Genomic DNA, 25,619 nt, shown 5'->3' on the forward strand with positions numbered 1-25,619 from the left:
TAATGGTCGATAAGACGAAATTGTATAACAAAGGGGAATATGGTGCCTATGTCCATACCAAAGCCGAATTTATTCATAGGTTCTTCCAGAGAGGCCATTAAGTATGCTAGGGCCATACATGAACAGATTAAGCGGGCCGCGCAGGTGACACCGTGGTACGGCGGAACGTTCGGGCCGAACATGTATACGATGGAAGCTTTGGAGAAGCAGCTGGCGTCCAGTGATTTTGGCGTGTTCGTATTTTCCCCGGATGACATTGCGCTGATTCGGGGCAAGCATGTGTTTATCACCCGCGACAACACCTTGTTTGAGATGGGGCTGTTCTGGGGAAGGCTTGGCAGAAGAAGGGTGTACTGCATGATTCCCGATCAGGTTGAGCCGGAGAAAGACTTGATACACGATGCGACAGTGGAGGAATACCATCTTCTATCCGATCTGCAGGGCATCACGCTGCTGGAATACGAGCTTCGGAGCGACGGGGATTATAAATCAGCGGTGGATGTGGCCTGCGGACATATTATGAACGCCATTGCCGAGGAAGGATTTTACCACGATCCGGTGGACATCATTGAGCAGAAGGAAGCCGAGCTCCGGCGGAAGCAAAGCGTGCTTCATTTCTTCTGGGAGTTTAACCGCAACGTACAGGTCACGGATGAGACGGAGAAGTTTCATGCGCTCAGCGAAGCGGTGCGCAATTCCCTGCTCCCTCCGGCCCGCGGCGATTACCGGGTAACCGGGGCCGCATTCTGGGGACGAAGAGGGGATGAAGGGATTGCGCATATCGGGGGTAATGTAGGAAGAGGGAGATTTTTCCCGTTTGATGGTGACGAAGCACGCTCGCCGAGCAATCAGTCGATTTATGTGCTGGACGTGTATCATAGCGGAAAATGGGCATTTTATCATGAGGAGGAAGTTGCGCAGGTGTATGTGTTCTGCTATCCTTTAGGTGTGAATCATGTGCTGTCGGTCCATTTTACAGGACATGAAATGCTTGACGATGAAGACCTCGCAGAGGTTGTGGAGCAGAATCGGGAGTTGCTTCGCACCATCAGGTATCTAGTTGGAGGGGATTCGCAATGAGCGGAAAAGAGAAAAAGAAATCGACAGAAGGCAACCAAGGATCCGCCAACGGCAGCTGGGTGGTTAGAGGTCCGATTCCTATGACAAGCTCGCTGAAGTCGAAGAAGCGCACAGGAAGACGGCAGAACAAGAACGGTGTATTTGTAGGCCCTTCGGTTGAAGGCGTCGACAAAAAATACGTCAAGGTGATCAGCGGAGCTGTAGATGACAAGAAGCCATCATTCGCATAAATCATAGTGTAACGATAGCAGGCCGTTCGGCATACATTCCGGGCGGCTTTATTGTGTTATCCGGATATGCTGTACGGTGCCCGGATTTCCAGGACATTGACAGGGAGGCATAATCACAATGAGTGCAGATCAATTGACGTTTTTGGGAACGGGAGATGCAATGGGGGTGCCGAGGGTCTATTGTGACTGCGCAGTCTGTGCAGAGGCGCGCGATACAGGGATGAACCGGAGGCTCCGTTCCTCGGTGATGATCGAGAGTGGAGCGGATTTTTTCCTTGTGGATTGCGGTCCGGATTGGCGCGTCATGATGGAGCATATCGGTCAGCGAACAGTCAGACACATTCTGGTTACCCACCCGCATTTCGATCATATCGGAGGATTGCCGGAATGGGCGGATGCGTGCCGCTGGCTCGGCGAGAAGGGCAATCTGTACGCTCCGCAGGAGGTGCTGAGCAAGATTGTGGAGCAGTATCCTTGGCTGCCGGGCAACCTGGAGATGACGGCTGTGGATCATGGAGTACAACTGTGCGGCTGGCACATCATCTGCTGGAGAGTCAACCATGGCAAGAACGGCTACTCCTATGCCTACCGGCTGGAGAAGAACGGATTCGTCTGGGCCTACAATTCGGATTCCATCGATTTGAACGCGGAGGAGAAGGCGCACTTGAGGGGGCTGGACCTATTGGTGCTGGGGACGAGCTTTGTTCATGAGAAGGCGGCATTTGCAACGCGGTCGGTCTATGATATGCGCGAAGCGGCTGACCTGCTGGCCGAACTGAAGCCGCGCCAGACGGTTTATACCCATATGTCCCATGATGTGGACGTGCGGGGGGACCTGTCTTTGCCGGAGGGTGTCCGATTGGCATGTACGGGAATGAAAGTGCGACTGGCCCAGGAGTCGTAGAGCAAGATAGACGGAAGTGCACGGTAGGTTCGCCCGGAATTATGGGGCAGGTCGAGGCACGGAATGCGCGCCACAGGCGTATGCGGGACGGATCTGAAGAAGGTATAGGAGGGAATTATGCGGTACTACAAGCCGAAGGAAATCGCAGATGAGCTGCAGATCAGCACCAGCGCGCTGCGGCATTATGAAGCGTGGGGCGTGGTGCCGCCCCCGGAGCGGGCCGAGAATGGCCACCGCCTGTATACGAGCGAGCATGTTGCATACTTTCGCTGCTTGCGGGCGATGTTTCCCGGATTCGGCTACGGGATGACTTATGAAGTGCTGCGCTTCATTCAGAAGCGGGAGCTTGATGACGCACTGTGGCTGGTTAATGCCGAGCAGGCCAAGCTGCAGCAGGAGAAAATGCTGGCGGATCAAACGCTGGCACTGCTGGAGGACCCGTCGCTGGAGATGGTGAAAGGAAAGCGGCTGAAGCCGCGTATGACCATTGGCGAGGTCGCCGAGCTGGCGGATGTGGAGACATCGGCCATTCGCCACTGGGAGAAGGAGGGGCTGCTGAGCCCGGAGAGGAATCCGGACAATGGTTACCGGCTCTATACGCCGCTTCATGTCAGGCAAATTTTGCTGATTCGTTCCCTGCGCAAAACAGTGTTTTTTCTGGAGAAGATCAAGGGGATTGTTCAGGCGGTCGAGCACCAGAGCATTGAGCAGGCCCGGAAAATGATGCGGGAGGCGCTGTCTGTCATTCACGAGCGAATTCGTCAGCAGTTTTACGGTGTCTACAAATTGGTGGAACTGTGCATCGAGCTCGGGCTGATCGATGGCAGCGATGCTGCGTTGACGCGGACGCTGCATACATTCGAGGGCGGCGGGACGTAATCCATCGGCAGAGGCGGAGAGTGAGAGTGAGAGGGAGAGGGGCAATGAAAAAGGAGCAAGCCAAGCACCGGAAGGCGGCCGGCCGGTAAATCTGAGCGGCTGTCTGCATGCCCTCCGGACCCGGCGCTTGGGCAGCTTATGCGTGCCCGCAGTCAGGCAAGCTTATCCGGTTCGTCGTCCTTCCTTGCCTAATATAATACTGCCCGGCAACAGCTGCCGGGCAGTACTGGACTTCATTAGAGCACAAATTTCTCGATCACGTGCTTCACGCCGTCCTCGTTATTGCTCAAGGTTACATAGTCAGCAATAGCCTTCAGCGGCTCGATCGCATTTCCCATCGCGACGCCGAGCCCGGCTGCCTCGAGCATTTCATGATCATTCCAGGAATCCCCGATCGCAATCGTCTCGCTCAGATCACAGTTGAAATGGTTCGCCAGGAACGTCAGGGCATGCCCTTTGGTTCCTTCCTTGTGCATGAACTCGAGGAAATGCGGCTTGGACTTCGTGATATGAACCTGGTCGCCAAGCAGCTCCTTGAATACAGGAATCAACTCATCAAGGTAGTCCGGATCATCGATGATGAGCATTTTTGGCGTCGGCTTGCGCACGACCTGGATGAAGTCCGGCTCAATATAATAAGGGGTGCGGTTCAGGGCGCAGTAATCGATCAGCTTCTCATTTTCCTCCCGGGAATAGAGCTTGTCATCGATATACGTCTGCAGGTGCAGGTTATGCTGAACGCAGTATTCATACAGCTTCTCGGCAGCATCCACCGGGAAATAGCGCTCGTAGAGCACCTTTTCATCCAGCAGATTTTTGATCAGTGCACCCTGATACGTAATGATCGGCACATTCAGTCCGGTCTGCCGGGCGATCGCCTGTGCGGATGCATAAGCCCGACCGGTTGCAAGGGTGACTACGACGCCTTTGGCAACCGCCTGCTCCAGCGCGCGCTGTACACCGGGGGTAACCTCTTTGTCGTCATTAATGAGCGTGTCGTCGATGTCGATGGCCATCAGTTTGTAAGTGGTCATGGTATTCTCTCCTCTTCGATCTCTGTATTGTTCTCTCTCTAACTCATCATACCTGTGATTCTATTGTACCTGTTCCGGCACAGACTTCAATTCCGCTTCCGGTGCAGACTTCAATTCTGCCATAATCATGCCCGCCAGAATGCACACACATCCGAATATGCCTGCAGTGCCGAGACGCTCGCCGGCAAACAGCATTCCGGTCAACGCGGCGAAGACGGGCTCCATCGCGTAAATGACCGCCACCCGGGATGGGGTGGTGAATTTCTGGCAAGCAGTCTGGATCCAGAAGGCGAAGGCGCTGGCCGGCCCGATGGACACCACAAGCGCCCAGATGACATCGGGCTGCTGCAGCATGTCGTAAATCTCCGACGTATTGGCGAAGGTCTCGGTTGCCCCGGAGGCGGCCATGCTGAGCACACCAACGACCGCCATTTGCAGCGCGGCAAGCAGCAGCGGAGGATACTTGGTTGCGTATAATCCGGTATAGCCGATGTGTAGCGCGAATCCGAACGCACAGACAAGCACGAGCGCATCCCCTTTGTTCAGGCTCATCCCGCTGCCGGCAAAGGCGAGCAAGTACAGTCCGGCAGCAGCCAGAAATGCGCTGACCCAGGTCATTCTGGAGATGGAATGCTTCAGCAGCACAAACGACAGGAAGGGGACGAGCACCACGGACAGACCGGTAATAAATCCGGCATTGGAGGTGGTGGTATACAGCAGCCCCGCGGTCTGAAACGCATAGCCGATAAACAAAAAAAGTCCAAGCAGACAGGCATGGAGCACCATTCTGACGGACAGCTGCTTCCACTGCCTGGAATAAAAGACGGAAATGATAAGCGCCAGCAGCAGGGCGGCACCCAAAAAGCGGACGGCGTTAAAAGCCATCGGCGGCAAAATTCGCACCGCATGCTGCACGATGAGGAAGGTGCTGCCCCACAGCATCGCCACCATAAGCAGGCTCATATCGGCCATTCGCGAACGGTTCACTACAGAGGTCATCCTTTCTGACGTAACAGGTCTTCCCTAACTATGGCTGTAAAACAGCAAGTGACCAAATTGTATCCCATAACCGGGACTGGGACAAGCACTTTTGCGCTCGGAAGCAGCCGGACGGAGCGTGCCTTAAACGGTATGCCGGGCGGCGGAAGAGTGGCAGGGCCATAGACGGAGAATGGATGAATATGGACAACATGGCAGGGAATTTGCTATACTGAATAACCGAACATGTATTCTCATTCAGGGTGCAGTTCGTTACCCACAGCCGAAAGGAAGTAATCATCATGATGGGAAGAGCACATTTGATTATCGGGACGGGGGTCACCGTATCCATCATGGGCCTGGCTGGCGTCCCCGTGACGCTCCCTGCGGTCGGCGTGGCTTTGGTCAGCTCGCTTCTTCCCGACATCGACGAGCCGAACTCGCTGCTGGTGCGCCGGGCGATCCCGACGGAACTGCTGCGCATTCTCCAGCTGTCGCTTATCGGCGCTGCACTCATCGTCGGATATTACGGCTCGGAATATACGCCGTGGAATCTCGTCTTGTCCGCCCTGATCGGGATGGTGTCGTTTCTCCCGGGGCGGACGCTGCGGCATGTCGTCATGTTTCTGATCGGCCTGGGGCTGCTGTTTCTCGGTCAGAGACTGAGCCCGTGGAACACCATTGCCGGCAGCGTCCTCATCGCGGCGTCGCTGGTGACACACCGCGGTTTGACACATACGCTGTACGCAACGGTGGGCTGGACGGCGCTGCTTTATTTCGCTTCCCAGGGCAGGGAAGGGGCGGAAAGCTTATGGATTGCCGGAGGCATATCCTATTTCATTCATCTGCTGTCCGATGCGCTTACGAACCATGGCATTCGTCCGCTGCCGCCATTCAAATTCAAGATCAAGCTCAAAATGATGAGCACAGGCAGCAAGTGGGGGAGAAATGTAGAGAATGTTTTTATTTTATTGACCCTGCTGCTCGTCTGGTATGTGTTCATGGGGTCGCGGTAACTTCGAAGTGAGGCGCGGTATTGCATCTCCCGGCGCCTCTGCCCGGCATGCCTGCCTTGTGCCGGTCTTCATGCAGCGCGTGGATTGTGAGCGGGTTGTTCGCTTGCTCTCTTTCTGTACATGATCGCAGAAAAACCTCCTGTCTTCGCCGGGGATGACCCGCAGGACAGGAGGTTTTTTGTTGTTGGGGTATGGATGGAAGCAGGTTATTCTTCGAGGAAAATAAGCCCGACCAGATCATCGAACTCGATATTGCCGAAGTAATGCTTGACGTTTATATCTGCAAGTGCGGACCGGACAGACTGTTCTTCATAACGTTTGCCGCGGAGCAGATTCTCGATGTCGGTGACATCCCCCACGCCGAAGAAGTCCCCGTAAATTTTAATCTCCGCAATATGCCCATCCTTAATGTTCATGCGAATGTCGATAATGCCGGCCGGGAATTTCTTCGCATGCTTCACATTGCTTTCCGGCGATTGACCGTAGTTCCAGTCCCAATTCCGATAGCGCTCCTCCGAGATTTGGCGGATGATCTCCCAATCCTTCTCCTGCAGCACATATTGCGGCACTTGATCCGGTTCCATGCCGAAGATGGAACGCAGCAGCTCGGCCCGGAACTCCTCGATGGTCATGTCGGTGCCAAGCAGCTCCTTAATGTTGGCTACACGGCTGCGGACCGACTTGGTGCTCTTGGATTTGAACTTCTCCGGGTTCGCGTTCAGCGACGCCTGGACATCGTCCAGATTAAGGTCGAACATCAGAGTACCGTGGCTGAACATCCGGCCGCGCGTAGCGAATTGGGCGTTGCCGGATATCTTCTTCTCCCCGACCTGCAGGTCGTTGCGGCCGCTCAGTTCAGCCGGGACGCCCATCTTCTGCAGAAAGTCGATGACCGGCTGTGTGAATTTCAGGAAATTGTGAAAGGACTGGCCGTCATCCTTCGTAATAAAGCTGAAGTTGAGGTTGCCGAGATCATGATAGACAGCCCCGCCGCCGGACAGACGGCGCACCACCTGAATATTGTGGTCGCGCACATATTCCTGATTGATCTCTTCAATCGTATTCTGATGCTTCCCGATAATGATGGAAGGGCTGTTGATATAAAACAGAAGGTAGCTTTCATCTGTGGACAGATGCTTCAAAGCATACTCTTCAATCGCTAGATTTATGGTGGGATCGTGAATTCCCTGGTTATCGATAAACAGCATGACGTTTCCTCCGTTACGATTACGAAATGGTGTGTCCAAAACCTATTGTAAACCAATTTTCCTAGGGAGACAAAGGCATATCTGTTGACGCGGCGGGCGGCGGCAAGACATAATGAGGCATTGAATCCGGTTGATATTATACGGTGCTGCGGCCGTGGCTAAGCGAGCAGGACATCATTCGTTCTTGCTGCAGCCGCAAGCAGGCGGGGGGATTATAGATGAGTGACAACAGCCATCCGTTCGTGGAGGTATACGGGCATGGCGGCGATGTGGAGACCGCGGCGCAGAGATTCGGAGGAGACGCGGCTGCCTACTTGGACTACAGTGCCAATATTAATCCGCTTGGCCCTCCCCAGGAGGTCATGCATGCGCTCCAGGATGCAATGAAGGCAATTATCCGTTACCCGGACCCCGGTCATCGCGGGTTCAAGCGACGGCTGTCCGACAAGCTCGGGATCGGGGAGGAGCAGCTGCTGGCCGGCAACGGGGCTGCCGAGTGCATGGCGCTGCTGCTGCTTGGACTAAAGCCGCAAACGGTCGGCGTGGTGGAGCCCTGCTTCTCGGAGTACCGCCAGTTGGCCGAGCAGTTCGGCTGCAAGGTGCGTACCGTCTACGGCCGGGAGGACAGGGACTGGAGGGCGGATAAGGCGCAGATTGCGGAACTCCTGTCCGCCACGGATCTCGTATTCCTCGGACAGCCGAACAATCCGAACGGCGTTCAGTACGAGCTCGCCGACATTCGCCAGCTGGCCGGCGCCGCGGAGCGGTGCGGCGCCTGGTTGGTGCTGGATGAGGCGTTTATCGATTTTATTCCGGCACGGCAGCGTCAGACGCTGCTGCCCGAGCTCGCCAATTATCCGAGAACGGTCATTATCAGGTCGATGACGAAGTTTTATGCCATCCCGGGGCTTCGGCTCGGCTATGCATGCGCGCATCCCGAGGTGATCCGGGCGATGGCGGGCAAGCAGGTGACCTGGAGCGTGAACGGGCTGGCACTGCTGGCCGGGGAGGCCTGCCTGGCGAGCGGCCGGGATTTTGAACAGCAGACGCTGGCGCTGATCGATACCGAGCGCTCGCGGCTGACGGACGGCTTGCGGGCCCTGCGCTTCCGGGTCTCGCCGGGAGAGGCGAACTATGTGCTCGCAGAGCTGCCCGAGCCGTGGAACGCCGAGCGGTTCCAGCGCGAGATGGGACGGTGCGGTATCCTGGTGCGAAGCTGCGCCATGTATCCCGGGCTTAGAGCAGGACATATCCGGCTGGCGGTGAAGGATGCTGCCGCCAATCAGCGACTGCTGCATGCGATAGCGGAGGTGCTGGCGAAACAGCCCGGGACGTGGACATGAAGCGCCGGTGTGGCGTCTGTTCTGAAACAATGCAGGTGGAATAAGGGGGAGAGCAACATGGCGTTGCCATTTATAAACGGAATGACCGGTCATGTGACATCATCCATATGGGAAGGAGTCCGGCTGTCGCTCGTGGCGGGAGGGCATCCTCATCTGCTGCTGTCCTTGCCCCGGGCGAGCGATGCAGTCAGCAGCGCGGTATTCGGCGGCGGGTTCGTTCAACTGGATCACATCGTGAACCGGTATGTCGATCACAGCTATGATTGCAGCGATCCGGTGTCGGATATGCAGGCGTTCGCGGCGGCCTGCGGCTATCCGCCCGCTTCGACGGCGGGGCTGTTAACCGCCGTGAAGCTGCAGCAGGTTTCGCTGTGGGAAGAGCGAGGCAGCGAGGCATCGGTTCTATGCTGCACGACCGCCGGCGCGGGCAATGCTGCCCGGGCGGGGGCGGCCAGAACGACGTATGCGGCGGCGTACAAGCCGGGCACGATCAACACGGTGCTGCTGATCGACGGGAAGCTGACGCACGCCTGCCTTGTGAATGCGGTCCTTACAGCAGCGGAGGCGAAGGCGGCGGCGCTCGGTGATCTCGGCGTGCGTGACGCAGAGACCGATACGCTGGCGACCGGCACGACAACCGATGCCATTGTGGTCTGTGCCAGCCAGAGTGAGGCCTATGGCACCGAGCATCGGTATGCCGGAACCGCCACCGATCTTGGCGGGATGATCGGGCGACTCGTATATGAGAGCGTTGCTGAGAGTCTGGCCGCTTACAGGAAGGCGCTGCCATGAATGCAGCCTGGGTTATATGGGCGGCGGTGGCGCTGGATCTGCTGATCGGGGATCCGCGCCGGCTGCCGCATCCGGTCATCGGGATGGGCAAGCTCATCCGCGCCGTGGAGCAGCGCATCCGGCGGCGTGTCACCTCGCCGCTGGGGCTGAAGCGGGCCGGCGTGCTGCTGCCGCTGATCGTGGTCGGCAGCTCCTTCGCGCTCACCTGGCTGCTGATTGCGGCCCTAACGCGCGTTCACCCCTGGCTCGGCATCGGGGCGGAAGCGGTGCTGATCGCCACCACGATTGCGATCAAGGGGCTCCGGGATGCCGGTCTGGAGGTGTATCGCGATCTCCGGTCCGGAAATATGACGCAGGCGCGCCGCTCGCTCGGGATGATTGTCGGCAGGGACACGGACCATCTGGATGAGCCGGAGGTCGTTCGCGGGACGGTTGAGACCGTGGCGGAGAACATTGTGGATGCGGTCGTGTCGCCGCTCTTCTATGCCTTGATCGGCGGGGCGCCGCTGGCCATGGCTTACCGGGCGGTCAATACGCTCGATTCCATGGTCGGCTACAAGAATGAACAGTACGCGCAGCTGGGCTGGGCCTCCGCCAGGCTGGACGATGCTGCGAACTGGATACCGGCCAGGCTGACGGCCGGATTGCTTGTGGCGGCTTCGGCGCTCCTGTCGCTCAAGTGGAGGCGGGCGCTCCATATCGTTCGCCGCGACGCTAGGAAGCATCCGAGTCCGAACAGCGGATTTCCAGAATCGGCGGTTGCCGGGGCGCTGGGCATCCGGCTTGGCGGTGAGAACCGCTATCAAGGGGTGGTCTCTTTCCGCGCCTTTATGGGCGATCCCGATCGCCCGCTGCGGGCGGAAGATATTCGGACCACCGCCCGGCTCCTGCTGGCTGTCTCGCTGATGTTCGCCATCCTGGGCACCGCGATTCTGATCCTGGTTCAGGAAATGGGAGGGCGGTTATGGCTGTAAGTGTCGTTGTCCATCTGCTCCGGCATGGCCGGACGCGCTGGAATGAGCAGCGCCGATATATGGGGCATACCGATCAGCTTCTTGCGCCAGGGGCTCTAACCGAACTTGAGCCGCTGAGGAGACGCTATCATAGACATGACTTTGGCAAGATCTACTGCAGCGACCTCAGCCGATGCAGACAGACGCTAGGTTACGTGCTGTCAGCGACGGGAGCGGATCAGGCGCCTGCTCTGATTCCGGCCAAGCTGGGAGAAACGGTGCCGGGGGTCTGTTATGATGTCCGGCTGCGCGAGCTGGACTTCGGACAATGGGAAGGCAAAACCTATGATGATCTGAAGGAGAATCCGGCGTACCGCAGCTGGATCGATGATCCGTCCTCTGTCACGCCGCCGGGCGGTGAGAGCTGGGAGGCGTTCCAGCAGCGGATCGGTCAGTTTCTGAACAACCTGTACCTGGAGCTTGACGAGATGGCTGGAGCCGCGGAATCCGGAGCTCTCGAAGGCGGGCACGGGAAGCGGCCTGAAGCGGCATGCGGACCATCCGATGTGCTGATCGTGACCCATGGGGGCGTCATCCGGCAGATGATGACACAGCTGGTGGACGGTGTGAAGTTCTGGGCGCTGCCGCTTGAGCCCGGTGAAGCGCTTCGGGTGCGTCTCACCAGAAGCAGCGCAGGCTGGCGCGGCGAGCGTCTGCCTTGACACCCGGCTGCATCTGCTGCCGGTGAGCGTCCGGATGCAGTCAGGGCAGGGAGGACGCATGCTCTGACCACTTGGCCGCCAAGAAATTTTCGGTTGTAAGACAAGGCGTTATCGCCTATAATCTTGTGCAGAGATGAGAAGCTTGACACATACGAATTCAATACATTTTGCCATGGTCCGGGCAGGAGGCGCAGCAGGATGCTTCTGTCTGGTTAATAGGGAAGCCGGTGTGAATCCGGCACGGTCCCGCCACTGTGAAACAGGAGATCTCTCCAGATGCCACTGAGCAGACGGTTGTCAGCCCGGGAAGGCGGAGAGGTCGTGAAGGCCTGTAAGTCAGGAGACCTGCCATGGCGAATGAGAAACGGTCCTTCGAGGAAAGGATTGCGTTTGCAGGACTTTTGCGTCTAAGGCTGTGAGATGGCTTACCTGGTGCCCCGGATTGAGGACGGGAACGGGGGAAGCAGGGCTTTGCAGCCGAGCTGATACATGGGTGTAGGTGGCCGTCAGGCAAGCCCTGTGCCGGCAGATTCAGGCAGTCCGATGACACGAACGTAGTCCCTGGTTCCGATGGCGGAATCCGGGACTTTTTTGGTATGGAGACAGAGCAGTGGTTTAGGTGCATTATTCTGTCCTCTTCCTTCTATCATGCAATAGACTCGCAAGGATCGGGAGATCAGTCATGATGCAAGCCCATTCTCAATAATTAGTCATTAGGGGGACATGAGGAATATGAAAGCAATGATGAAACCGTGGTTATCTGTGCTGGCAGCGCTGCTGCTGGCGCTGTCGCTTGTCGGCTGCGGCGCGGGCAAGGAGCAGCAAGGTGAGACGAACGGGACGGCACAGGAGCAGCCGGCCGAGACGGACGGACAGGAGGAGTCAACGGGCCAAACGCCGGCGAGCGATGAGGGGGAACTCAAGACCGAATATCCGCTGACCGTAACCGACGCAACTGGAACCGAGATCACATTCGAGCAGGCGCCGGCGAAGATTGTATCCTTGTCTCCTTCCGAGACTGAGAAGCTGTTCGCACTCGGGCTGGATGAGGAGATCGTCGGCGTAACGGATTATGATGATTATCCTGAAGCGGCAACCACCAAGCCTAGGATGGGCGGATTTCAGGTGAACGAGGAGGCGCTGATCGCCGCCGGGCCGGATGTTGTTTTCTCGGCAACGATGAACGCGGAGACGGCCGAGCAGCTGCGGGGCCTTGGCATCACCGTATATGTCAACAATCCGAAGACGATTGAAGACGTCATGGAGAGCATATTGCTGCTTGGACAAATCACGGACCGTCAGGCCGAAGCCGGACAGGTCGTAGAACAGATGAAGCAGGAGCTGGCCTCGGTAACAGAAGCGGTACAATCGCTTTCCGAGGAAGAGAAGAAGAAGGTATACGTGGAGTTCTCCCCAGGCTGGACGGTTGGCAAGGGCGAGTTCATGGACGAGATGATTACGCTGGCTGGCGGCATCAATGTGGCCGGGGATCAGGAAGGCTGGTTTGAAATCAGTGAAGAGAACATTATCGCTGCTAATCCGGACGTGATCCTGTATTCGGCCAACGTTGTGGACGAGTCCAGCCAGAAAACGCTGGATGTCATGATTAAAGAACGCAGCGGCTGGGATCAGATTGAAGCGATCAAGAATGACCGGATCGTGGGACTGGATGATAATCTGCTGAGCCGTCCGGGCCCGCGGGTGACGCAGGGGCTTATTGAAGTGGCCAAGGCGATCTATCCGGAACTGATGAATCCATGAGAAGCAAGCTTGCGGGTTACGGTGCGGCCGGCGTCGCCTTGCTTCTGCTGACGCTCATTGTCAGCCTCGGCATCGGCTCCGTCCACCTGCCTGCAAGGGAGATCGGAGCGATGCTGCTGCATCGGATTCCCTGGATCGGCGATTGGATTGCTCCGACCTGGGAGACCTCCTCGGAGCAGATTCTAATGAAGGTTCGGCTGCCTCGCATTTTGCTGGGCATGCTGGTCGGAGCTTCCCTGGCCGTGGCGGGTGCAGCGTTTCAGGGTGTGCTTCGCAACCCGCTGGCCGATCCCTTCACGCTGGGTGTATCCTCAGGAGCGGCGCTGGGCGCCGCTTCCTTGATCTTTTTTGGTATGGAATACTCGGTTTTTGGCGGTTACACGCTGCCGATGGTGGCTTTTCTGACCGGGGCCGGCACGCTGTGGATCGTGCTCACGCTGGCGCGGGACCAGGGGAAGCTGCCGATACATGGGCTCATTTTATCCGGCGTGGTTATGCAGTCGTTTTTGGGGGCGATTGTGTCATTCTTGACGATCATGTCCAAGGAGACGGTCAACCAGATACTATATTGGACGATGGGAAGTCTCAGTTTGCGCGGATGGTCGTATACGGCCATCCTTTTCCCGTATTTCGCGGCAGGGTTTATCTATCTGTGGAGCCGCTCGCGGGCGCTGAATCTGCTGTCGCTCGGAGAGCGCCAGGCAGCGCATATGGGGCTGAATGTGGATCGCCTCAAGATCAGCGTGCTTGTGGTGGCTACGCTGCTGGCGGCAGCGGCGGTCTCTGTATCCGGTGTGATCGGATTCGTCGGGCTGGTCGTGCCGCATATGATCCGGCTCATCACCGGACCCGATTATCGCATTATCGTTCCGCTGTCAGCGCTTGGCGGCGCCATCTTCATGGTCTGGTGCGATACGGCGGCGCGGTCGGTGCTGGCTCCGACGGAAATTCCGCTTGGGGTTGTCACCGCGTTTATCGGTGCGCCGTTCTTCGCCTACTTGCTCTACCGGAACAAAAAACGGCGGAGGGAGGGTGCATAGATGATTACAGCGCACGGGCTTGGCAAAAGCTTCGGAGAAACGACGGTCCTTAGCGATGTTGATTTCAGCGCAGCTGAGGGCGAGTGGTGGGGCATCATCGGCCCGAACGGCAGCGGCAAATCGACGCTGCTGCATCTGCTGTCCGGTATTGAGAAGCCTACGGCGGGGAGCGTTCGCCTGCTGGGGCGAGAGGTCGGCAGCTACAGCCGTAAGGAGATCGCCCGGATGATGGCCGTGCTGCAGCAGGAGGGGCTGGCTCCGAGCGGATTCACAGTTCGCGAGGTGCTGGAGATGGGCAGGTACCCGTTCCAGAACTGGCTTGGCAGAGAGCACGAAGATCCATCCGAACGGATTGAAGCCATCCTGAACCGGCTTGATCTGACCCTGCTGGCCGACAAGCGGATCGATGAATTGAGCGGGGGACAGCGGCAGCGGGCTGCGCTTGGAAAAGTGATGGCTCAGGAGCCGACGCTGCTGCTGCTTGATGAACCGACAACGTATCTCGATATTCGCTACCAACAGCGGTTCATGGATCTGGTGGCCGGCTGGAGAAAGGAATCGGGCATCACGGTCATCAGCGTGCTGCACGACCTCAATCTGGCAGCCCAGTATTGCGACCGGCTGCTTATACTTCATAACGGAACGGCTGCCGGACGCGGCCTGCCGGAAGAGGTATTGACCGAGGACAATATCCGCCATATTTTTCAAATCGATCCGGCCATTGTGAGACATCCTGTGAACGGCGCGCCCCAGGTGCTGATCACCAAAGGTGATGCCAGGGGGAGCCTGAAGGAGGACTAGTCAAGGCAACAGGAGAAGCCGAGCCGCAGCCGGGCAGGATCAGCAAGTCAGCAACACCGAGCGGCTACCGAACGGGTAACCACACATCCGTTCACCAATCAGTTACAATATACAGTAGTGATAACGATATCTCGGCGGAGGAGGGGAACCCTAATGGGCGATTGGAGCCTTGAGCAAGTGAGAGAGCATATCGGGACGATCCGGCCGCTGGATACCGCAGCGGCTCAGGCGGCAGCGGCGTATCTGGATACGCTGACCAAGCCTCCAGGCAGTCTCGGGAAGCTGGAGGCGCTGGCGATTCAGCTGGCTGGCATTACCGGTGAGATGAAGCCTGTACTCACGAAGAAAAGCGTTGTTGTTATGGCTGGGGATCACGGTGTGTGCGAGGAAGGCGTAAGCGCGTTTCCATCGGAGGTCACGCCCCAGATGGTGCTGAATTTCCTGAACGGCGGGGCAGCGGTCAATGTTCTGGCCCGGCAGGCGGGAGCGGACGTGCAGTGCGTTGATATCGGCGTTGCGGTGGAGTTGACGCATGAGCGGCTGCTGGCGCGGAACATCCGCCGGGGAACGGCGAATATGGCCAAGGGACCGGCCATGTCCAGGGAAGAGGCGGTCCGGTCTGTCCTGACAGGCGCCGAGATCGCAGCAGAGCTGGTCCGGCAAGGGACACAGCTGTTCGTCACCGGGGAGATGGGAATCGGCAACACAACGCCGAGCGCAGCGATATTATCGGTGCTGTCCGGCAGGCCTCCGGCTGAAACAGCAGGCCGGGGGACAGGCATCACGGATGAGAAGCTGCTGCACAAAATTCAGGTTCTGGAGCAGGCGATTCAGATTAACCGTCCTCGTGCCGACGATCCGATCGATGTGCTGGCCAAGGTGGGCGGACTGGAGATCGGGGGGCTGGCTGGTCTGATTCTGGGAGCGGCCGCTCAGGGCCGTCCGGTCGTCATTGACGGATTTATTTCCAGTGCGGCTGCCTTCATTGCCACAGCGGTCAACCCGGCCGTCTTGCCATACCTCATCGCTTCCCATGTATCCCAGGAGAGCGGGCATCGGCTGCTGCTGCAGGAGCTTGGGCTCAGCCCGATGCTGGAGATGGACATGCGCCTCGGGGAGGGCACCGGCGGGGTACTGAGCCTGCATCTGGTGGATGCGGCTTGCCGGATCATGCAGGAGATGGCGACGTTTGAGAGCGCAGGCGTCAGCGGAGGGGCCACATGAAGAATGCTAAGGTGCTGGTAACCGGGGGTGCGCGAAGCGGGAAAAGCTCCTTTGCCGAAAGGCTGTCGATGCATAGAGCGCCCGCCAGCGTCTATATCGCTACAGCGCAGGCCTACGATGAGGAGATGCGGGACCGGATAAGGCATCACCGGGAACGTCGCCAAGGTGCGCTCTATCCTTGGGAAACGGTGGAGGAGCCGCTGCTGCTGCCCGAGCTGCTCGGCAGTTTAAGCCACCGGAGAGACGGCGCGCCAGCCTTGCTGGTAGACTGCCTGACACTGTGGCTGACCAATGTGCTGCTGGAGATTGAGCGGGAAGGGCATGATTTCGAAGAGGAGCGGCTGTCGCTTCGGATCAACAGCCTTGTTGCAGCGGTCGAGCATTACCCGGGTCATGTCATTCTGGTGACGAACGAGGTCGGCTCCGGCATCGTGCCGGAATACCCGCTGGGGCGGATATTCCGGGACTGGGCCGGGCTGATGAATCAGCGGCTTGCCAGGCAGTGTGATGAGGTGTTTCTTGTCACCGCTGGCATTCCGTTGGAAATCAAAAGCAGGGAGTTTTTGATATGAACAAAAGTTTGGAAGCGGCTGCGGCCGCTTTTCAATTTTTATCCCGGTTTCCGGTGCGGTATGAAATTCCGTTCACCCCCGAAGTGCAGCAGCGGAGCGTAGTCTATTATCCGCTGGTTGGCGCAGCCATCGGGGCGGTGGTATGCGCGGTGGGCTGGGCGCTTGGATACGTGCTCCCTTCGCTGCCTCTGGCGGTGCTGCTGCTGATCGTCTGGACTGCTTTGACCGGAGGACTGCATCTGGACGGCTTGATGGACAGCGCCGATGCGCTGCTGAGTCACCGTTCCCGTGACCGGATGCTGGAAATCATGAAGGACAGCCGCGTCGGCGCAATGGGAGTCATCGCCTGCGTCTTGGTGCTGATGTTGAAGGCAGCGCTGATCGCTTCCTTATACGAGCTTGCGGAGGGAGCGTGGAAAGCGTGGACCCTCTTGCTCGTGCTCGCGCCGATCTGGAGCCGGTGGGTCATGGTATATGCGATGTTTCGCTGGGAAACGGCCCGCGGCAGCGAGGGACTTGCCTCCCTGTTCCGGGGGCTTTCGGGCCGAAGAGTGTTCCAATCGTTTATGCTGGCTTTTGTGCTGACATGTGCGGGAGCGGTGTTCGTGCTGGCTTCTGTTGAAGAAGACGCTGTCCGCTTCACAATCGGCCTGGGGGTACTGCTGCTGCCGCTGGCAGCCTATATCGCCGGAGTGATGGTTGGATCACGAATCAACAGGCGGCTTGGGGGATTAACAGGGGATACATACGGTGCTCTGAATGAGCTGGTAGAGATGCTGCTGCTGTTATGGATGGTATTTATGCTAAGCTTGACTTAAATATTTCCAAAATAAAGCTTTCCCACATAAGAATTATAATCCCGATAAAAATAGTTGACATTGGGCGTAAAAATGCAGATAATGTATGTTGCAAATTGGGTGATGTTATGAAGCGGGCTTACCTCGGGGAATAATTCATATATAACGCACTTATTGCACAACATTAACAACAGCTGAACAGTTGTTGAGGGAGGAGCTACAACAAGGTATGGAAACATTGTGGGTTATCATCAACGTGCTAGTTTTGATCCTGTTGATCGGCATTTTGTTCTGGATGCAGAAGAAGCATTACTCGTTTACAAAACGGGTGTTTGCAGGGCTGGGTCTCGGCGTCCTGTTCGGGGTGGCGCTTCAATGGATCTACACCTCTACGTCGGATGTCGTTATTAAGTCGGCGGACTGGTTCAATCTGGTGGGGTATGGTTATGTAAGGCTGCTTCAGATGATGGTCATTCCATTGATTATGGTGTCCATCATCTCGGCGATTATGAAGCTGAAAGGCGGACGTAACCTTGGCAAAATGAGCGGTCTGATCATCACGGTGCTGCTGGCAACAACGGCCGTGGCAGCTGCTGTCGGGATTACGACTGCGCTGGCCTTCGACTTGTCGGCTGTGAATATTCAAGGCGGAGAGGTAGAACAGCGGCAAGGCGCTATTCTTGAAGAGCGGCTGGGGGATGTGGAAGGAAGAACACTCCCGCAACAAATTCTGGACTTCATTCCGAGCAATCCGTTCGCGGACATGACGGGAGCCAGAAGAACATCAACGATTGCGGTCGTGATATTCTCGGCGTTCATCGGGATAGCCGTGCTTGGGCTTGACCGGAAGAACAAGGAGCAGGCGGAGACCTTCCGCGGTATGATCAACGCGGTGTACGGTGTCGTTATGCGCATCGTGACACTGGTACTTAGACTGACACCTTACGGGATTTTGGCGCTGATGGCGAAGACGATCGCCACGACAGATCTCGCGGTGATTATGAATCTGATTGACTTTGTACTCGCTTCTTACGTTGCGCTCATTGCGATGTTTATCATTCATCTCATTCTGCTGGCGCTGTTCGGATATAATCCGGTAACCTATGTGAAGAAGGTATTCCCTACCCTGACGTTTGCCTTTACTTCACGCTCGAGCGCAGCAACGATTCCGCTGAATGTTCAGACACAGAGCAAGAAGCTAGGAGTGTCTGAAGGAATTGCCAATCTGTCCGCTTCCTTCGGGGCAACGATCGGCCAGAACGGCTGCGCCGGTATTTATCCGGCCATGCTGGCGGTTATGATTGCACCGACAGCAGGTATCGATCCGACTTCGTGGTCGTTTATCCTTACCCTGATTGTGGTCGTCATGATCAGCTCGTTCGGTGTAGCGGGCGTTGGTGGCGGCGCGACTTTTGCATCGCTGATCGTTCTGTCCACCATGAATCTGCCGGTGGCGCTGGCGGGCCTTCTGATCTCGGTTGAGCCGCTGATCGACATGGGCCGCACTGCCCTCAATGTCAATGACTCGATGACGGCAGGTGCCATCACCGGCAAGGTGATGAATGAAGTGGATAAAGATGTGTTCAACGACAAGAACATCGAGCTGGATATGATTCAAGCATAAGCATTGAATCAGGAAGAAGAAAGCCCGTGAGGCCTTGCTTGTGCGCAAGGCCTCACGGGCTTTTTCTCATTATAATGGGATATTCATATTAACCGATGATGGTAAGCTCCTTGGGGAACGTGGTCAGCACCTCAACCCCTGTCCCGGTCACGAGCACATCGTCCTCGATGCGGACGCCTCCTACACCGGGTACATAAATGCCCGGCTCAATGGTAAACACAGCGCCCGTCTGCGCGGTATCGCTGTTCTGCCCGTGCACCGAAGGATACTCGTGCACATCCATGCCTAGGCCATGCCCGAGCCGATGGACGAAGGCAGGGCCGTATCCCGCGTTCGCGATGACATCTCTGGCAGCCTGATCAATAGAAGCGTAGGAAGCGCCCGGCTTGACTGCCTGAATGCCCGCTGTATTCGCAGCAAGAACCGTTTCATAGATGCGGACCGCCTCAGAGGAAGGCTGGCCCACAGCCACGGTCCGGGTAATATCGGAGGCATAACCGCTGGCGTACACGCCCAGGTCGAACATCACCAGGTCGCCAGGCTCGATCTTCCGCGATCCCGGAACACCGTGCGGCAGCGCGGTATTGGGGCCGGACAGCACCATGGTGGAGAAGGAAGGGCCTTCGGCTCCCAGCTTCTTCATCGTATATTCCAGCTCCGCGACAAGCTCGATTTCGCTAACGCCGGCCTTCGTCTGCGCAAGGCCGCGTTGAAGGACCTCTTCCACGAGCTGCACGGCATGTCTGATCACCTGAACTTCCTCGGGCGACTTCCGGACCCGCATCTCGCGCAGTACCGGGCCTGCGTCCTCATAGCGGGAAACGGACAAGTGATGCTGCAGCTGTTCATAACGGGAGACGGTCAGCTGCTCCTTCTCAACGGCCAATACGCCCGCGGAACCCGGAATGATGCCTTTCAGCAGCTCGTAAGGGTTGTCCGTGTCCTGATGGGTAACGATGTGGTTCACGATCGAGGCCGCATGAGCGGCCTCGGCATCCAGCGCGGGCACAACCAGCACGGGCTCCTCCGCAGCGGAGAGCAGCAGCCCAAGGAACCGTTCATGCGGATTGCTGGCAAAGCCGGTCAAGTAATAGACATGCTTGGGATCTGTGATCAGCACATGATCCCAGCCCTGGGTATTTATCGTATGTTGGAGTTTGTCCAGACGTTGCTTCATATTGATTCATCCTTTCTATCCACAACTGGGGAGCGCATTTGGAGCACTTAGCCTAAGGGTAACGGGTTCGCGCATTGAAGTAAAGCGGCTCAGAAAACAGAAGCGTTTTTTCGCCGGTTCTTGTACAATAGAATCTAATTAGATCACAGATAAACTGATATTTTATTGCACTCGGAGGGGAATCATGGCACTGCATTCTTATCGCATCGATTATGCTGTCAAAGAAGATTTGCCAGCTATTGTGGACATTTACAATTCAACTATTTCGGGTCGGACCGTCACCGCAGATCTGGAGCCGATCACGGTAGAGAGCCGGATGCAGTGGTTTGAGGAGCATGCACCGGATCGTCACCCGCTGTGGGTAATGCGGTCTGAGGAGCACATCGTAGGCTGGATGAGTTTTCAGCGTTTTCACGAGCGCGCCGCGTATGATGCAACCGCTGAAATTAGCATCTATGTGGACGAGCGTTTCCGGGGCACCGGAGCCGGGAGCATTCTGGTTGCGAAGGCAATCGAGGAATGCCCGCGTCTTGGTATCAGCAATCTGGTCGGGCTGGTGTTCGGACATAACAAGCCAAGCCTGGGGCTTCTGACAAAGTTCGGGTTTGAACAGTGGGGCTTTCTTCCCGGCGTGGCCGAACTGGATGGGATCAAGCGTGATCTCGTCATTGTCGGCCGCAAGGTGGAGGCTCCCTGAAGGACCTTTTCTCATAAATCTAATCGAGCTGAACGAAGAAATCAGAATTAAGGGGGAAGCGGATCGCATATGAGCACATCGTTATGGAATCCACGACCGGTACGCTTTTTGGAAGGGGAACGCCTGTATCTTCGTCCCATTAGCCAGGAGGACGTGGACGGTTATTATCACATGCTGTTCAACAAGGAAATGCGTCGTTTGACCGGAACACGGCAGATCTTCACGATCGAGGGGATTCGCCGTTATATCGAAGACAGATCAACCGATTCGTCGTCCGTGCTGCTTCTTATAGCGCTGCAGGATACGGATCAGGTCATCGGCGACATCGCCTTGCAGGACATTGATTCTGTCAATCGCAATGCAGGCATGCGGATTGCCATCGATTCGGAACAGCATCTGGGGAAAGGCTACGGGCCCGAAGCGATGAAGCTGCTGCTAGAATATAGCTTCGGCCAGCTCAATCTGCACCGGGTGGAGCTGCAGGTATTCGATTTTAATGAACGGGCGATCAAGGCATATGAGAAGGTTGGATTTGTGCGGGAAGGCGTTCAGCGGGATGTGCTATATTATAATCACCGCTATCATAACGCCATTCTGATGAGTGTGCTTGAGCATGAGTTCAGGGAAAAGCAGATGCACAGGTAACGCCATGATTGGGGTCTGGTGCGAGCGCATCTTAAGTAGTAGGTATTTAGACTCTAATTGGTCCAAACGGGTTACGATTGTTGCATCAACGGGCAGGAATTATATATAGTTAAGGCATAATGGTATTTTCCAAGGAGCACATGACATGAAGGTTATTCTCGTAGATGATGAACCGCTTGCATTGCAATACCTGGAACGGCAACTGTCGAAGCTTGATCACCTTCCAATTGAAGTGGTGGGCAAATATTCGGATGCGTCTGAAGGACGGCAAGAAATTCTGTCCCGGGAAGTGGATATTGTGTTTCTGGACATCAGTTTGCCGGAGTTGAGCGGAATTGAACTTGCCGAGCAGCTTCTTGAGCGGAAGCCTTATTTGTGCATCGTGTTTGTGACAGGTTATCATGAGTACGCCGTGCACGCCTTCGAGCTGAATGCGGTTGATTATATTGTGAAGCCGCTGCAGATGGACAGGCTGGCCAAAACGATGAAGCGCCTTCAGGAGCGTATCGCCATGCGCGGCGAGGAGCAGCCTGTTCAGAAGCGGCCGCTGAAGATGACCATGTTCCGTCAGGTCATGATCGAGCATCCGGAGCACGAGGGACAGTATACGCTGCTGCAATGGCGTACAACGAAGGCACAAGAGCTGTTTATTTATCTTCTGCAGCACAGAGGACAGCTGGTGCGGAAGTCAGTCCTCATTGATCTGTTATGGCCTGAATTTGATATGGATAAAGCGTATCCCCAACTTTACACGGCCATTTATCATATTCGTAAATCACTGGATTCGTTTAACGGGCGTCTGCAAATATCGAACACGACGGAAGGTTATGTACTGAACATGGAGGATATTCAGCTCGATGTCGAGATTTGGGAAGAGTGGCTGGCCGCGAGTCCGGCGATATCTCATCAGTCGATCGACAAGCATATCGAGATTTTGAATCTGTACACGGGGGATTACCTGCAGGAATATGACTACTGGTGGGCAGAAAGCGAGCGGCAGAGATACAAGCGGATGTGGCTCGGCCTGTCCTATTCCCTGGCAGAGTGGTATTTTGATCATAACCGGATGGAAGAAGCGATATTCAGCTACTCTTCGATTACGAAGCAGCATCCGCTTGAGGAGAGAGCCTACTATTCCTTGATGCAAATTTACGCCTCGCTGAACAATGGCGCTCAAGTCCATATGCAATACAGCCAGATGAGCCAAATTTTGCGAGAGGAAATGAATGTGGAGCCGAGTCCTTACATTACGGAATGGTACGAGCAATGGAAACAGGGAGGGGGCGGCATCGAGCTGGCCCGCTAACCATATGAGATGGATGAAGTCACCGGGAAATCCGGTGATTTTTTTGTGAACTGAATTTCCTTATATAGACAGCAGTTATGCAGGGTAGCTTCCTAGTAGAGCCAATACCGGGCGTTTCTCACTTTTTGTTGAGAAATTGTAGAGTCGATTTTCCTATACTTTGGGAATGAAGCTCTAATAGGAGGTACATATTTGATGAAGGTGATTCGAAAATTCAAGGAATTTGCCTGGGAAAGACCTGTCGGTCTCGATCTGGATACATTTCAGGAGAAACAGCTGGATCAAGAAGAGGATGTGGAGTACTGCCGCGGTTTTTATATGCTGCATAACAATGTGATGATCGGCATCGTAGCGACCGATGAGGGCCCGGCTTTTTTCAGTAATGGCAAGGTGTACTTGCTGAAAGAGAAGGGGTTTCGGTTTGTGCTGAAAAGCAGTGGCGACTCGAACAACTTTACTTTTATGTGGGAGGGGCAGGTGGAGTTTCACGTCAACTATTTGCGCAGCTGGATCCAAGGTGGTGGGAAGCAGGCGAGCGAGTCGTCGGTCGACTTTTATTCCTGGCTGTGTGAAGCGGCAGCGATGAAGCGTTTTTATTCGTTCTATACCGTGAAGAATGTCAAAGCCCGTGAACTGTTTGCCACTCTAATGACACATCCCCCGACCCATACCAAGGTGGTTTAAATCGGCTCCATTGACGGAAAATGCAGCTCCAACTGCGATTATTCCATGCCTTATCCCGCTAATAAGTTTTGGACGAAAGCCGGGATTATGAGGTAGGATGAAGAGAGTTGTCGAAAATTTTCCGTCAAAGGGTGAACCTCATTGATCTCCGAATTTTTATCTATCCTATACAGTGTCTTCCTTCCTATATCCCTGCCGGTGATCGGCGGCGCGCTGCTGAAGGGGCTCCGAGGACTGGATACGAAGGCGTTATCCAGCCTGTCTCTGTACGTGCTAAGTCCGGCACTTCTCTTCGAAACGCTTAAGAATGCTTCCATCACCTCCGGCGATATCATGACGACGGTCATCTTCTGTCTGCTGAATGTGGTGGTGCTGTCATTGCTAAGTACGCTGACTGGAAAATGGCTCCGTCTGCCGCAGACGGAAAGCTCAGGCCTGGCTCTGACCGCCATTTTTACGAACAGTGTCAACTACGGTTTACCGCTCGTTCTGCTGGCGTTTGGTCAGGCAGGGCTGGACAAGGCATCCGTGTATGTCGTGATACAGATTATCATTATGCATACGCTGGGCGTGTATCTGGCGGCAAGATCGCACTTTTCAGCGAAAAAGGCGGTTCTGTCCGTATTTAAACTTCCGGCAGTGTACGCAGCCTTGCTGGCGGTTGTGTTTCGCGTGACCGGTTATCAGCTGCCGGATGGTTTGGAGACCGGGGTGTCGATGCTTTCGGCCGCTTACGCGCCGCTGGCGCTGGTTATTTTGGGGGCGCAGATGGTGGGCGTACGAGAGGATGCGGGTGCATTATCTGTCAGCCGACGGGGCTTCTGGGCGGGCATGACGATGAGAATGCTGGCCGGTCCGCTTGCTGCGTGGGGGCTGCTGATCCTCCTTGGTGTAGACGGCGATTTGTTTGCCGTGATACTTGTGCTCTCCTCCATGCCGGCAGCCGTCAACGCCGTTATTTTAGCCGAGGAGTATGATGCCGCACCGAAGCTGGTGTCCAGATGTATTCTGTGGACGACACTGGCCTCGTTTATCATGCTGCCCGTGCTGATTGGCATTCTGTAACATTCTTTACCTCAATACAAGCCTGGCAGGGACGCACCTTGCCGGGCTTTTGATTTTCGTTTGACAAATCGTTGATATCCGAACTATAATTACAACTACAAGTTAGTTACTTATTTTTTGTTAGTTTATTCAAAAATGAGATCGTCATATATACATTTTTTTGAAGGAGTGAACATTATGTCATCTGTATTGCATCCGTCGCTCGGGCTTGGCCCGGTATCACTTCGCATTAGCGATCTTGCAAGATCAATTCGTTTTTATACAGAGGTTGTCGGTTTGAGAATCCTTCGCCAGCAGGGGAGGACCGTGGAGCTGACAGCAGACGGCCGGCATACGCTTGTTCAGCTTCATGAGGTTGAAGCGCTTCGGCCCAAGGGCAGAGCTGCCGGACTGTACCATTACGCCATCTTGCTCCCGGATCGGGAGAGCCTTGGCCTGGCGCTGAGAAATCTGATCGCGCATAACATTTCCGTTGGCCAAGGGGATCATCTGGTTAGCGAGGCGCTCTATATTAACGATCCGGACGGCAACGGGATCGAAATCTATGCGGATCGCCCTCGGGACAGCTGGAAACGCGATGCGAACGGGGAATATGTTATGGCCACAGATCCCGTCGACGTCGAAGGGCTCCTTGCTTTGACCGATGGCCTGGAATGGACGGGGCTGCCGGAAGGAACGGTTATGGGGCATGTGCATTTCCATGTATCGGATCTGGCTGAAGCGAGACGGTTTTATTGCGATATTCTTGGGTTTGAGGTTACAGCCGCCTATGGAGGCGCAGCCTTGTTCGTCGCTGCCGGAGGCTATCACCATCATGTTGGACTGAACACCTGGGCCGGAAAAGGAATCCCGAATACGGCGCCAAACCAGGCGGGAATCGAGCATTATACGATCCAGCTGCCGAGCAGTGAAGAGATCGAGACGGTCATCAGTCGTCTTCGGGAATCGGGCCATGAAGCCGAGCAGCGTGACGATGCTTGGTACGTGCTGGACCCTTCGGATATTTGGATTCGGTTTATGACCGCTTGATGCGAACGGACAAAAGGGCTCCGAGGTAGAATGACTCGGAGCCCTTTTGGATTGTATG

The 25,619-nt window shown here is 56.0% G+C and carries 26 protein-coding genes and 1 riboswitch; of the genes, 22 read left to right on the plus strand and 4 right to left on the minus strand.

The window, feature by feature from the left end:
* Positions 1–48 precede the first annotated feature (48 nt).
* From CHH67_RS09200 to CHH67_RS09215, 4 genes are all read left to right on the plus strand, one after another.
* Positions 49–1,080 (plus strand): TIR domain-containing protein, encoded by a 1,032-nt coding sequence (locus CHH67_RS09200; RefSeq protein WP_095264871.1) that lies wholly within the window; start codon positions 49–51, stop codon positions 1,078–1,080.
* Positions 1,077–1,310, plus strand: a complete 234-nt coding sequence (locus tag CHH67_RS09205) for a hypothetical protein (protein ID WP_095264872.1) — start codon at positions 1,077–1,079, stop codon at positions 1,308–1,310. Before CHH67_RS09200 ends, CHH67_RS09205 begins: the two co-directional genes overlap by 4 nt.
* 118 nt (positions 1,311–1,428) lie before the next feature.
* The gene (locus CHH67_RS09210) at positions 1,429–2,214 is read left to right on the plus strand and encodes an MBL fold metallo-hydrolase (RefSeq protein ID WP_095264873.1); all 786 of its coding nucleotides are present in this window, start codon (positions 1,429–1,431) and stop codon (positions 2,212–2,214) included.
* Positions 2,215–2,331: 117 nt separating this feature from the next.
* Positions 2,332–3,093 carry a TioE family transcriptional regulator gene (locus CHH67_RS09215; RefSeq protein ID WP_095264874.1) on the plus strand — a complete coding sequence of 254 codons (762 nt, stop codon included), beginning with the start codon at positions 2,332–2,334 and terminating at the stop codon, positions 3,091–3,093.
* Between the two features lie 236 nt (positions 3,094–3,329).
* Here CHH67_RS09215 and CHH67_RS09220 read toward each other — a convergent pair whose 3' ends face one another.
* Positions 3,330–4,127: a Cof-type HAD-IIB family hydrolase gene (locus CHH67_RS09220; protein ID WP_095264875.1), complete on the minus strand. Its 798-nt coding sequence runs from the start codon at positions 4,125–4,127 to the stop codon at positions 3,330–3,332.
* 60 nt (positions 4,128–4,187) lie between these two features.
* Positions 4,188–5,114 carry a DMT family transporter gene (locus CHH67_RS09225; RefSeq protein WP_095264876.1) on the minus strand — a complete coding sequence of 309 codons (927 nt, stop codon included), beginning with the start codon at positions 5,112–5,114 and terminating at the stop codon, positions 4,188–4,190.
* A gap of 293 nt (positions 5,115–5,407) precedes the next feature.
* Here CHH67_RS09225 and CHH67_RS09230 point away from each other — a divergent pair, with 293 nt between their 5' ends.
* Entirely contained in the window at positions 5,408–6,121 is a 714-nt protein-coding gene (locus CHH67_RS09230) for a metal-dependent hydrolase (RefSeq protein ID WP_095264877.1), read from the plus strand.
* Positions 6,122–6,327: 206 nt separating this feature from the next.
* On the opposite strand, the gene lplA is transcribed toward CHH67_RS09230, so the two are convergent.
* Positions 6,328–7,329 (minus strand): lipoate--protein ligase, encoded by a 1,002-nt coding sequence (gene lplA / locus CHH67_RS09235; protein WP_095264878.1) that lies wholly within the window; start codon positions 7,327–7,329, stop codon positions 6,328–6,330.
* 218 nt (positions 7,330–7,547) lie between these two features.
* On the opposite strand from lplA, the gene cobD reads away from it, so the two are divergent.
* The 11 genes from cobD (at position 7,548) to CHH67_RS09290 (ending at position 18,958) form a co-directional block, all read left to right on the plus strand.
* The gene (gene cobD, locus CHH67_RS09240) at positions 7,548–8,672 is read left to right on the plus strand and encodes a threonine-phosphate decarboxylase CobD (RefSeq protein ID WP_095264879.1); all 1,125 of its coding nucleotides are present in this window, start codon (positions 7,548–7,550) and stop codon (positions 8,670–8,672) included.
* A gap of 57 nt (positions 8,673–8,729) precedes the next feature.
* Positions 8,730–9,464 carry an adenosylcobinamide amidohydrolase gene (locus CHH67_RS09245; RefSeq protein ID WP_095264880.1) on the plus strand — a complete coding sequence of 245 codons (735 nt, stop codon included), beginning with the start codon at positions 8,730–8,732 and terminating at the stop codon, positions 9,462–9,464.
* Complete coding sequence (gene cbiB, locus CHH67_RS09250) at positions 9,461–10,438, plus strand: adenosylcobinamide-phosphate synthase CbiB (protein ID WP_095264881.1); 978 nt, start codon at positions 9,461–9,463, stop codon at positions 10,436–10,438. Before CHH67_RS09245 ends, cbiB begins: the two co-directional genes overlap by 4 nt.
* Entirely contained in the window at positions 10,429–11,139 is a 711-nt protein-coding gene (locus CHH67_RS09255; protein ID WP_095264882.1) for a histidine phosphatase family protein, read from the plus strand. The genes cbiB and CHH67_RS09255 overlap by 10 nt, the downstream gene beginning before the upstream one ends.
* A 156-nt stretch (positions 11,140–11,295) precedes the next feature.
* Positions 11,296–11,506: riboswitch (cobalamin riboswitch) on the plus strand.
* Positions 11,507–11,871: 365 nt separating this feature from the next.
* Positions 11,872–12,900, plus strand: a complete 1,029-nt coding sequence (locus CHH67_RS09260) for an ABC transporter substrate-binding protein (protein WP_095264883.1) — start codon at positions 11,872–11,874, stop codon at positions 12,898–12,900.
* On the plus strand, positions 12,897–13,940 hold the full coding sequence (locus tag CHH67_RS09265) for a FecCD family ABC transporter permease (protein WP_095264884.1): 1,044 nt from the start codon (positions 12,897–12,899) through the stop codon (positions 13,938–13,940). The genes CHH67_RS09260 and CHH67_RS09265 overlap by 4 nt, the downstream gene beginning before the upstream one ends.
* Positions 13,941–14,741 (plus strand): ABC transporter ATP-binding protein, encoded by an 801-nt coding sequence (locus CHH67_RS09270; protein WP_095264885.1) that lies wholly within the window; start codon positions 13,941–13,943, stop codon positions 14,739–14,741.
* 153 nt (positions 14,742–14,894) lie between these two features.
* Positions 14,895–15,965: a nicotinate-nucleotide--dimethylbenzimidazole phosphoribosyltransferase gene (gene cobT / locus CHH67_RS09275; RefSeq protein WP_095264886.1), complete on the plus strand. Its 1,071-nt coding sequence runs from the start codon at positions 14,895–14,897 to the stop codon at positions 15,963–15,965.
* Positions 15,962–16,537, plus strand: coding sequence for a bifunctional adenosylcobinamide kinase/adenosylcobinamide-phosphate guanylyltransferase (gene cobU / locus CHH67_RS09280; protein ID WP_095264887.1), 576 nt, complete (start codon positions 15,962–15,964; stop codon positions 16,535–16,537). The genes cobT and cobU overlap by 4 nt, the downstream gene beginning before the upstream one ends.
* A complete protein-coding gene (gene cobS, locus CHH67_RS09285) occupies positions 16,534–17,355 on the plus strand; it encodes an adenosylcobinamide-GDP ribazoletransferase (protein ID WP_095264888.1) in 822 nt (273 codons plus the stop codon). The genes cobU and cobS overlap by 4 nt, the downstream gene beginning before the upstream one ends.
* A gap of 208 nt (positions 17,356–17,563) precedes the next feature.
* Complete coding sequence (locus CHH67_RS09290) at positions 17,564–18,958, plus strand: L-cystine transporter (protein WP_095264889.1); 1,395 nt, start codon at positions 17,564–17,566, stop codon at positions 18,956–18,958.
* A gap of 88 nt (positions 18,959–19,046) precedes the next feature.
* Here the strand turns inward: CHH67_RS09290 and CHH67_RS09295 are convergent, their stop codons facing one another.
* Positions 19,047–20,135: a M24 family metallopeptidase gene (locus CHH67_RS09295; RefSeq protein WP_095264890.1), complete on the minus strand. Its 1,089-nt coding sequence runs from the start codon at positions 20,133–20,135 to the stop codon at positions 19,047–19,049.
* Positions 20,136–20,319: 184 nt separating this feature from the next.
* Between CHH67_RS09295 and CHH67_RS09300 the strand changes: the two genes are divergently transcribed.
* The 6 genes from CHH67_RS09300 to CHH67_RS09325 all read left to right on the plus strand — a co-directional run bounded on the left by CHH67_RS09300 (position 20,320) and on the right by CHH67_RS09325 (position 25,561).
* A complete protein-coding gene (locus CHH67_RS09300; RefSeq protein WP_095264891.1) occupies positions 20,320–20,832 on the plus strand; it encodes a GNAT family N-acetyltransferase in 513 nt (170 codons plus the stop codon).
* 69 nt (positions 20,833–20,901) lie between these two features.
* Positions 20,902–21,477, plus strand: coding sequence for a GNAT family N-acetyltransferase (locus tag CHH67_RS09305; protein WP_095264892.1), 576 nt, complete (start codon positions 20,902–20,904; stop codon positions 21,475–21,477).
* Between the two features lie 145 nt (positions 21,478–21,622).
* Positions 21,623–22,783, plus strand: a complete 1,161-nt coding sequence (locus CHH67_RS09310) for a response regulator (protein ID WP_095264893.1) — start codon at positions 21,623–21,625, stop codon at positions 22,781–22,783.
* 195 nt (positions 22,784–22,978) lie between these two features.
* The gene (locus tag CHH67_RS09315; protein ID WP_095264894.1) at positions 22,979–23,467 is read left to right on the plus strand and encodes a hypothetical protein; all 489 of its coding nucleotides are present in this window, start codon (positions 22,979–22,981) and stop codon (positions 23,465–23,467) included.
* A 141-nt stretch (positions 23,468–23,608) separates the two neighbouring features.
* Positions 23,609–24,532 carry an AEC family transporter gene (locus CHH67_RS09320; protein ID WP_095264895.1) on the plus strand — a complete coding sequence of 308 codons (924 nt, stop codon included), beginning with the start codon at positions 23,609–23,611 and terminating at the stop codon, positions 24,530–24,532.
* A 177-nt stretch (positions 24,533–24,709) separates the two neighbouring features.
* Positions 24,710–25,561, plus strand: coding sequence for a VOC family protein (locus tag CHH67_RS09325; protein WP_095264896.1), 852 nt, complete (start codon positions 24,710–24,712; stop codon positions 25,559–25,561).
* The last annotated feature ends 58 nt before the right edge of the window (positions 25,562–25,619 follow it).

Origin of the sequence: Paenibacillus campinasensis (assembly GCF_002272015.1) — a bacterium.
Lineage (GTDB): Bacteria > Bacillota > Bacilli > Paenibacillales > Paenibacillaceae > Paenibacillus_AQ > Paenibacillus_AQ campinasensis.

Coding starts and splice junctions, on each gene's coding strand:
- CHH67_RS09205 (WP_095264872.1), top strand. CDS start 1,077: ATGAGCGGAAAAGAGAAAAAGAAATCGACAGAAGGCAACCAAGGATCC.
- CHH67_RS09255 (WP_095264882.1), top strand. CDS start 10,429: ATGGCTGTAAGTGTCGTTGTCCATCTGCTCCGGCATGGCCGGACGCGC.
- CHH67_RS09210 (WP_095264873.1), top strand. CDS start 1,429: ATGAGTGCAGATCAATTGACGTTTTTGGGAACGGGAGATGCAATGGGG.
- CHH67_RS09305 (WP_095264892.1), top strand. CDS start 20,902: ATGAGCACATCGTTATGGAATCCACGACCGGTACGCTTTTTGGAAGGG.
- lplA (WP_095264878.1), bottom strand. CDS start 7,329: ATGCTGTTTATCGATAACCAGGGAATTCACGATCCCACCATAAATCTA.
- CHH67_RS09310 (WP_095264893.1), top strand. CDS start 21,623: ATGAAGGTTATTCTCGTAGATGATGAACCGCTTGCATTGCAATACCTG.
- CHH67_RS09290 (WP_095264889.1), top strand. CDS start 17,564: ATGGAAACATTGTGGGTTATCATCAACGTGCTAGTTTTGATCCTGTTG.
- CHH67_RS09295 (WP_095264890.1), bottom strand. CDS start 20,135: ATGAAGCAACGTCTGGACAAACTCCAACATACGATAAATACCCAGGGC.
- CHH67_RS09315 (WP_095264894.1), top strand. CDS start 22,979: ATGAAGGTGATTCGAAAATTCAAGGAATTTGCCTGGGAAAGACCTGTC.
- CHH67_RS09270 (WP_095264885.1), top strand. CDS start 13,941: ATGATTACAGCGCACGGGCTTGGCAAAAGCTTCGGAGAAACGACGGTC.
- cobU (WP_095264887.1), top strand. CDS start 15,962: ATGAAGAATGCTAAGGTGCTGGTAACCGGGGGTGCGCGAAGCGGGAAA.
- cobD (WP_095264879.1), top strand. CDS start 7,548: ATGAGTGACAACAGCCATCCGTTCGTGGAGGTATACGGGCATGGCGGC.
- cbiB (WP_095264881.1), top strand. CDS start 9,461: ATGAATGCAGCCTGGGTTATATGGGCGGCGGTGGCGCTGGATCTGCTG.
- CHH67_RS09300 (WP_095264891.1), top strand. CDS start 20,320: ATGGCACTGCATTCTTATCGCATCGATTATGCTGTCAAAGAAGATTTG.
- CHH67_RS09200 (WP_095264871.1), top strand. CDS start 49: ATGTCCATACCAAAGCCGAATTTATTCATAGGTTCTTCCAGAGAGGCC.
- CHH67_RS09230 (WP_095264877.1), top strand. CDS start 5,408: ATGATGGGAAGAGCACATTTGATTATCGGGACGGGGGTCACCGTATCC.
- CHH67_RS09265 (WP_095264884.1), top strand. CDS start 12,897: ATGAGAAGCAAGCTTGCGGGTTACGGTGCGGCCGGCGTCGCCTTGCTT.
- cobS (WP_095264888.1), top strand. CDS start 16,534: ATGAACAAAAGTTTGGAAGCGGCTGCGGCCGCTTTTCAATTTTTATCC.
- CHH67_RS09245 (WP_095264880.1), top strand. CDS start 8,730: ATGGCGTTGCCATTTATAAACGGAATGACCGGTCATGTGACATCATCC.
- CHH67_RS09215 (WP_095264874.1), top strand. CDS start 2,332: ATGCGGTACTACAAGCCGAAGGAAATCGCAGATGAGCTGCAGATCAGC.
- CHH67_RS09220 (WP_095264875.1), bottom strand. CDS start 4,127: ATGACCACTTACAAACTGATGGCCATCGACATCGACGACACGCTCATT.
- CHH67_RS09325 (WP_095264896.1), top strand. CDS start 24,710: ATGTCATCTGTATTGCATCCGTCGCTCGGGCTTGGCCCGGTATCACTT.
- CHH67_RS09260 (WP_095264883.1), top strand. CDS start 11,872: ATGAAAGCAATGATGAAACCGTGGTTATCTGTGCTGGCAGCGCTGCTG.
- cobT (WP_095264886.1), top strand. CDS start 14,895: ATGGGCGATTGGAGCCTTGAGCAAGTGAGAGAGCATATCGGGACGATC.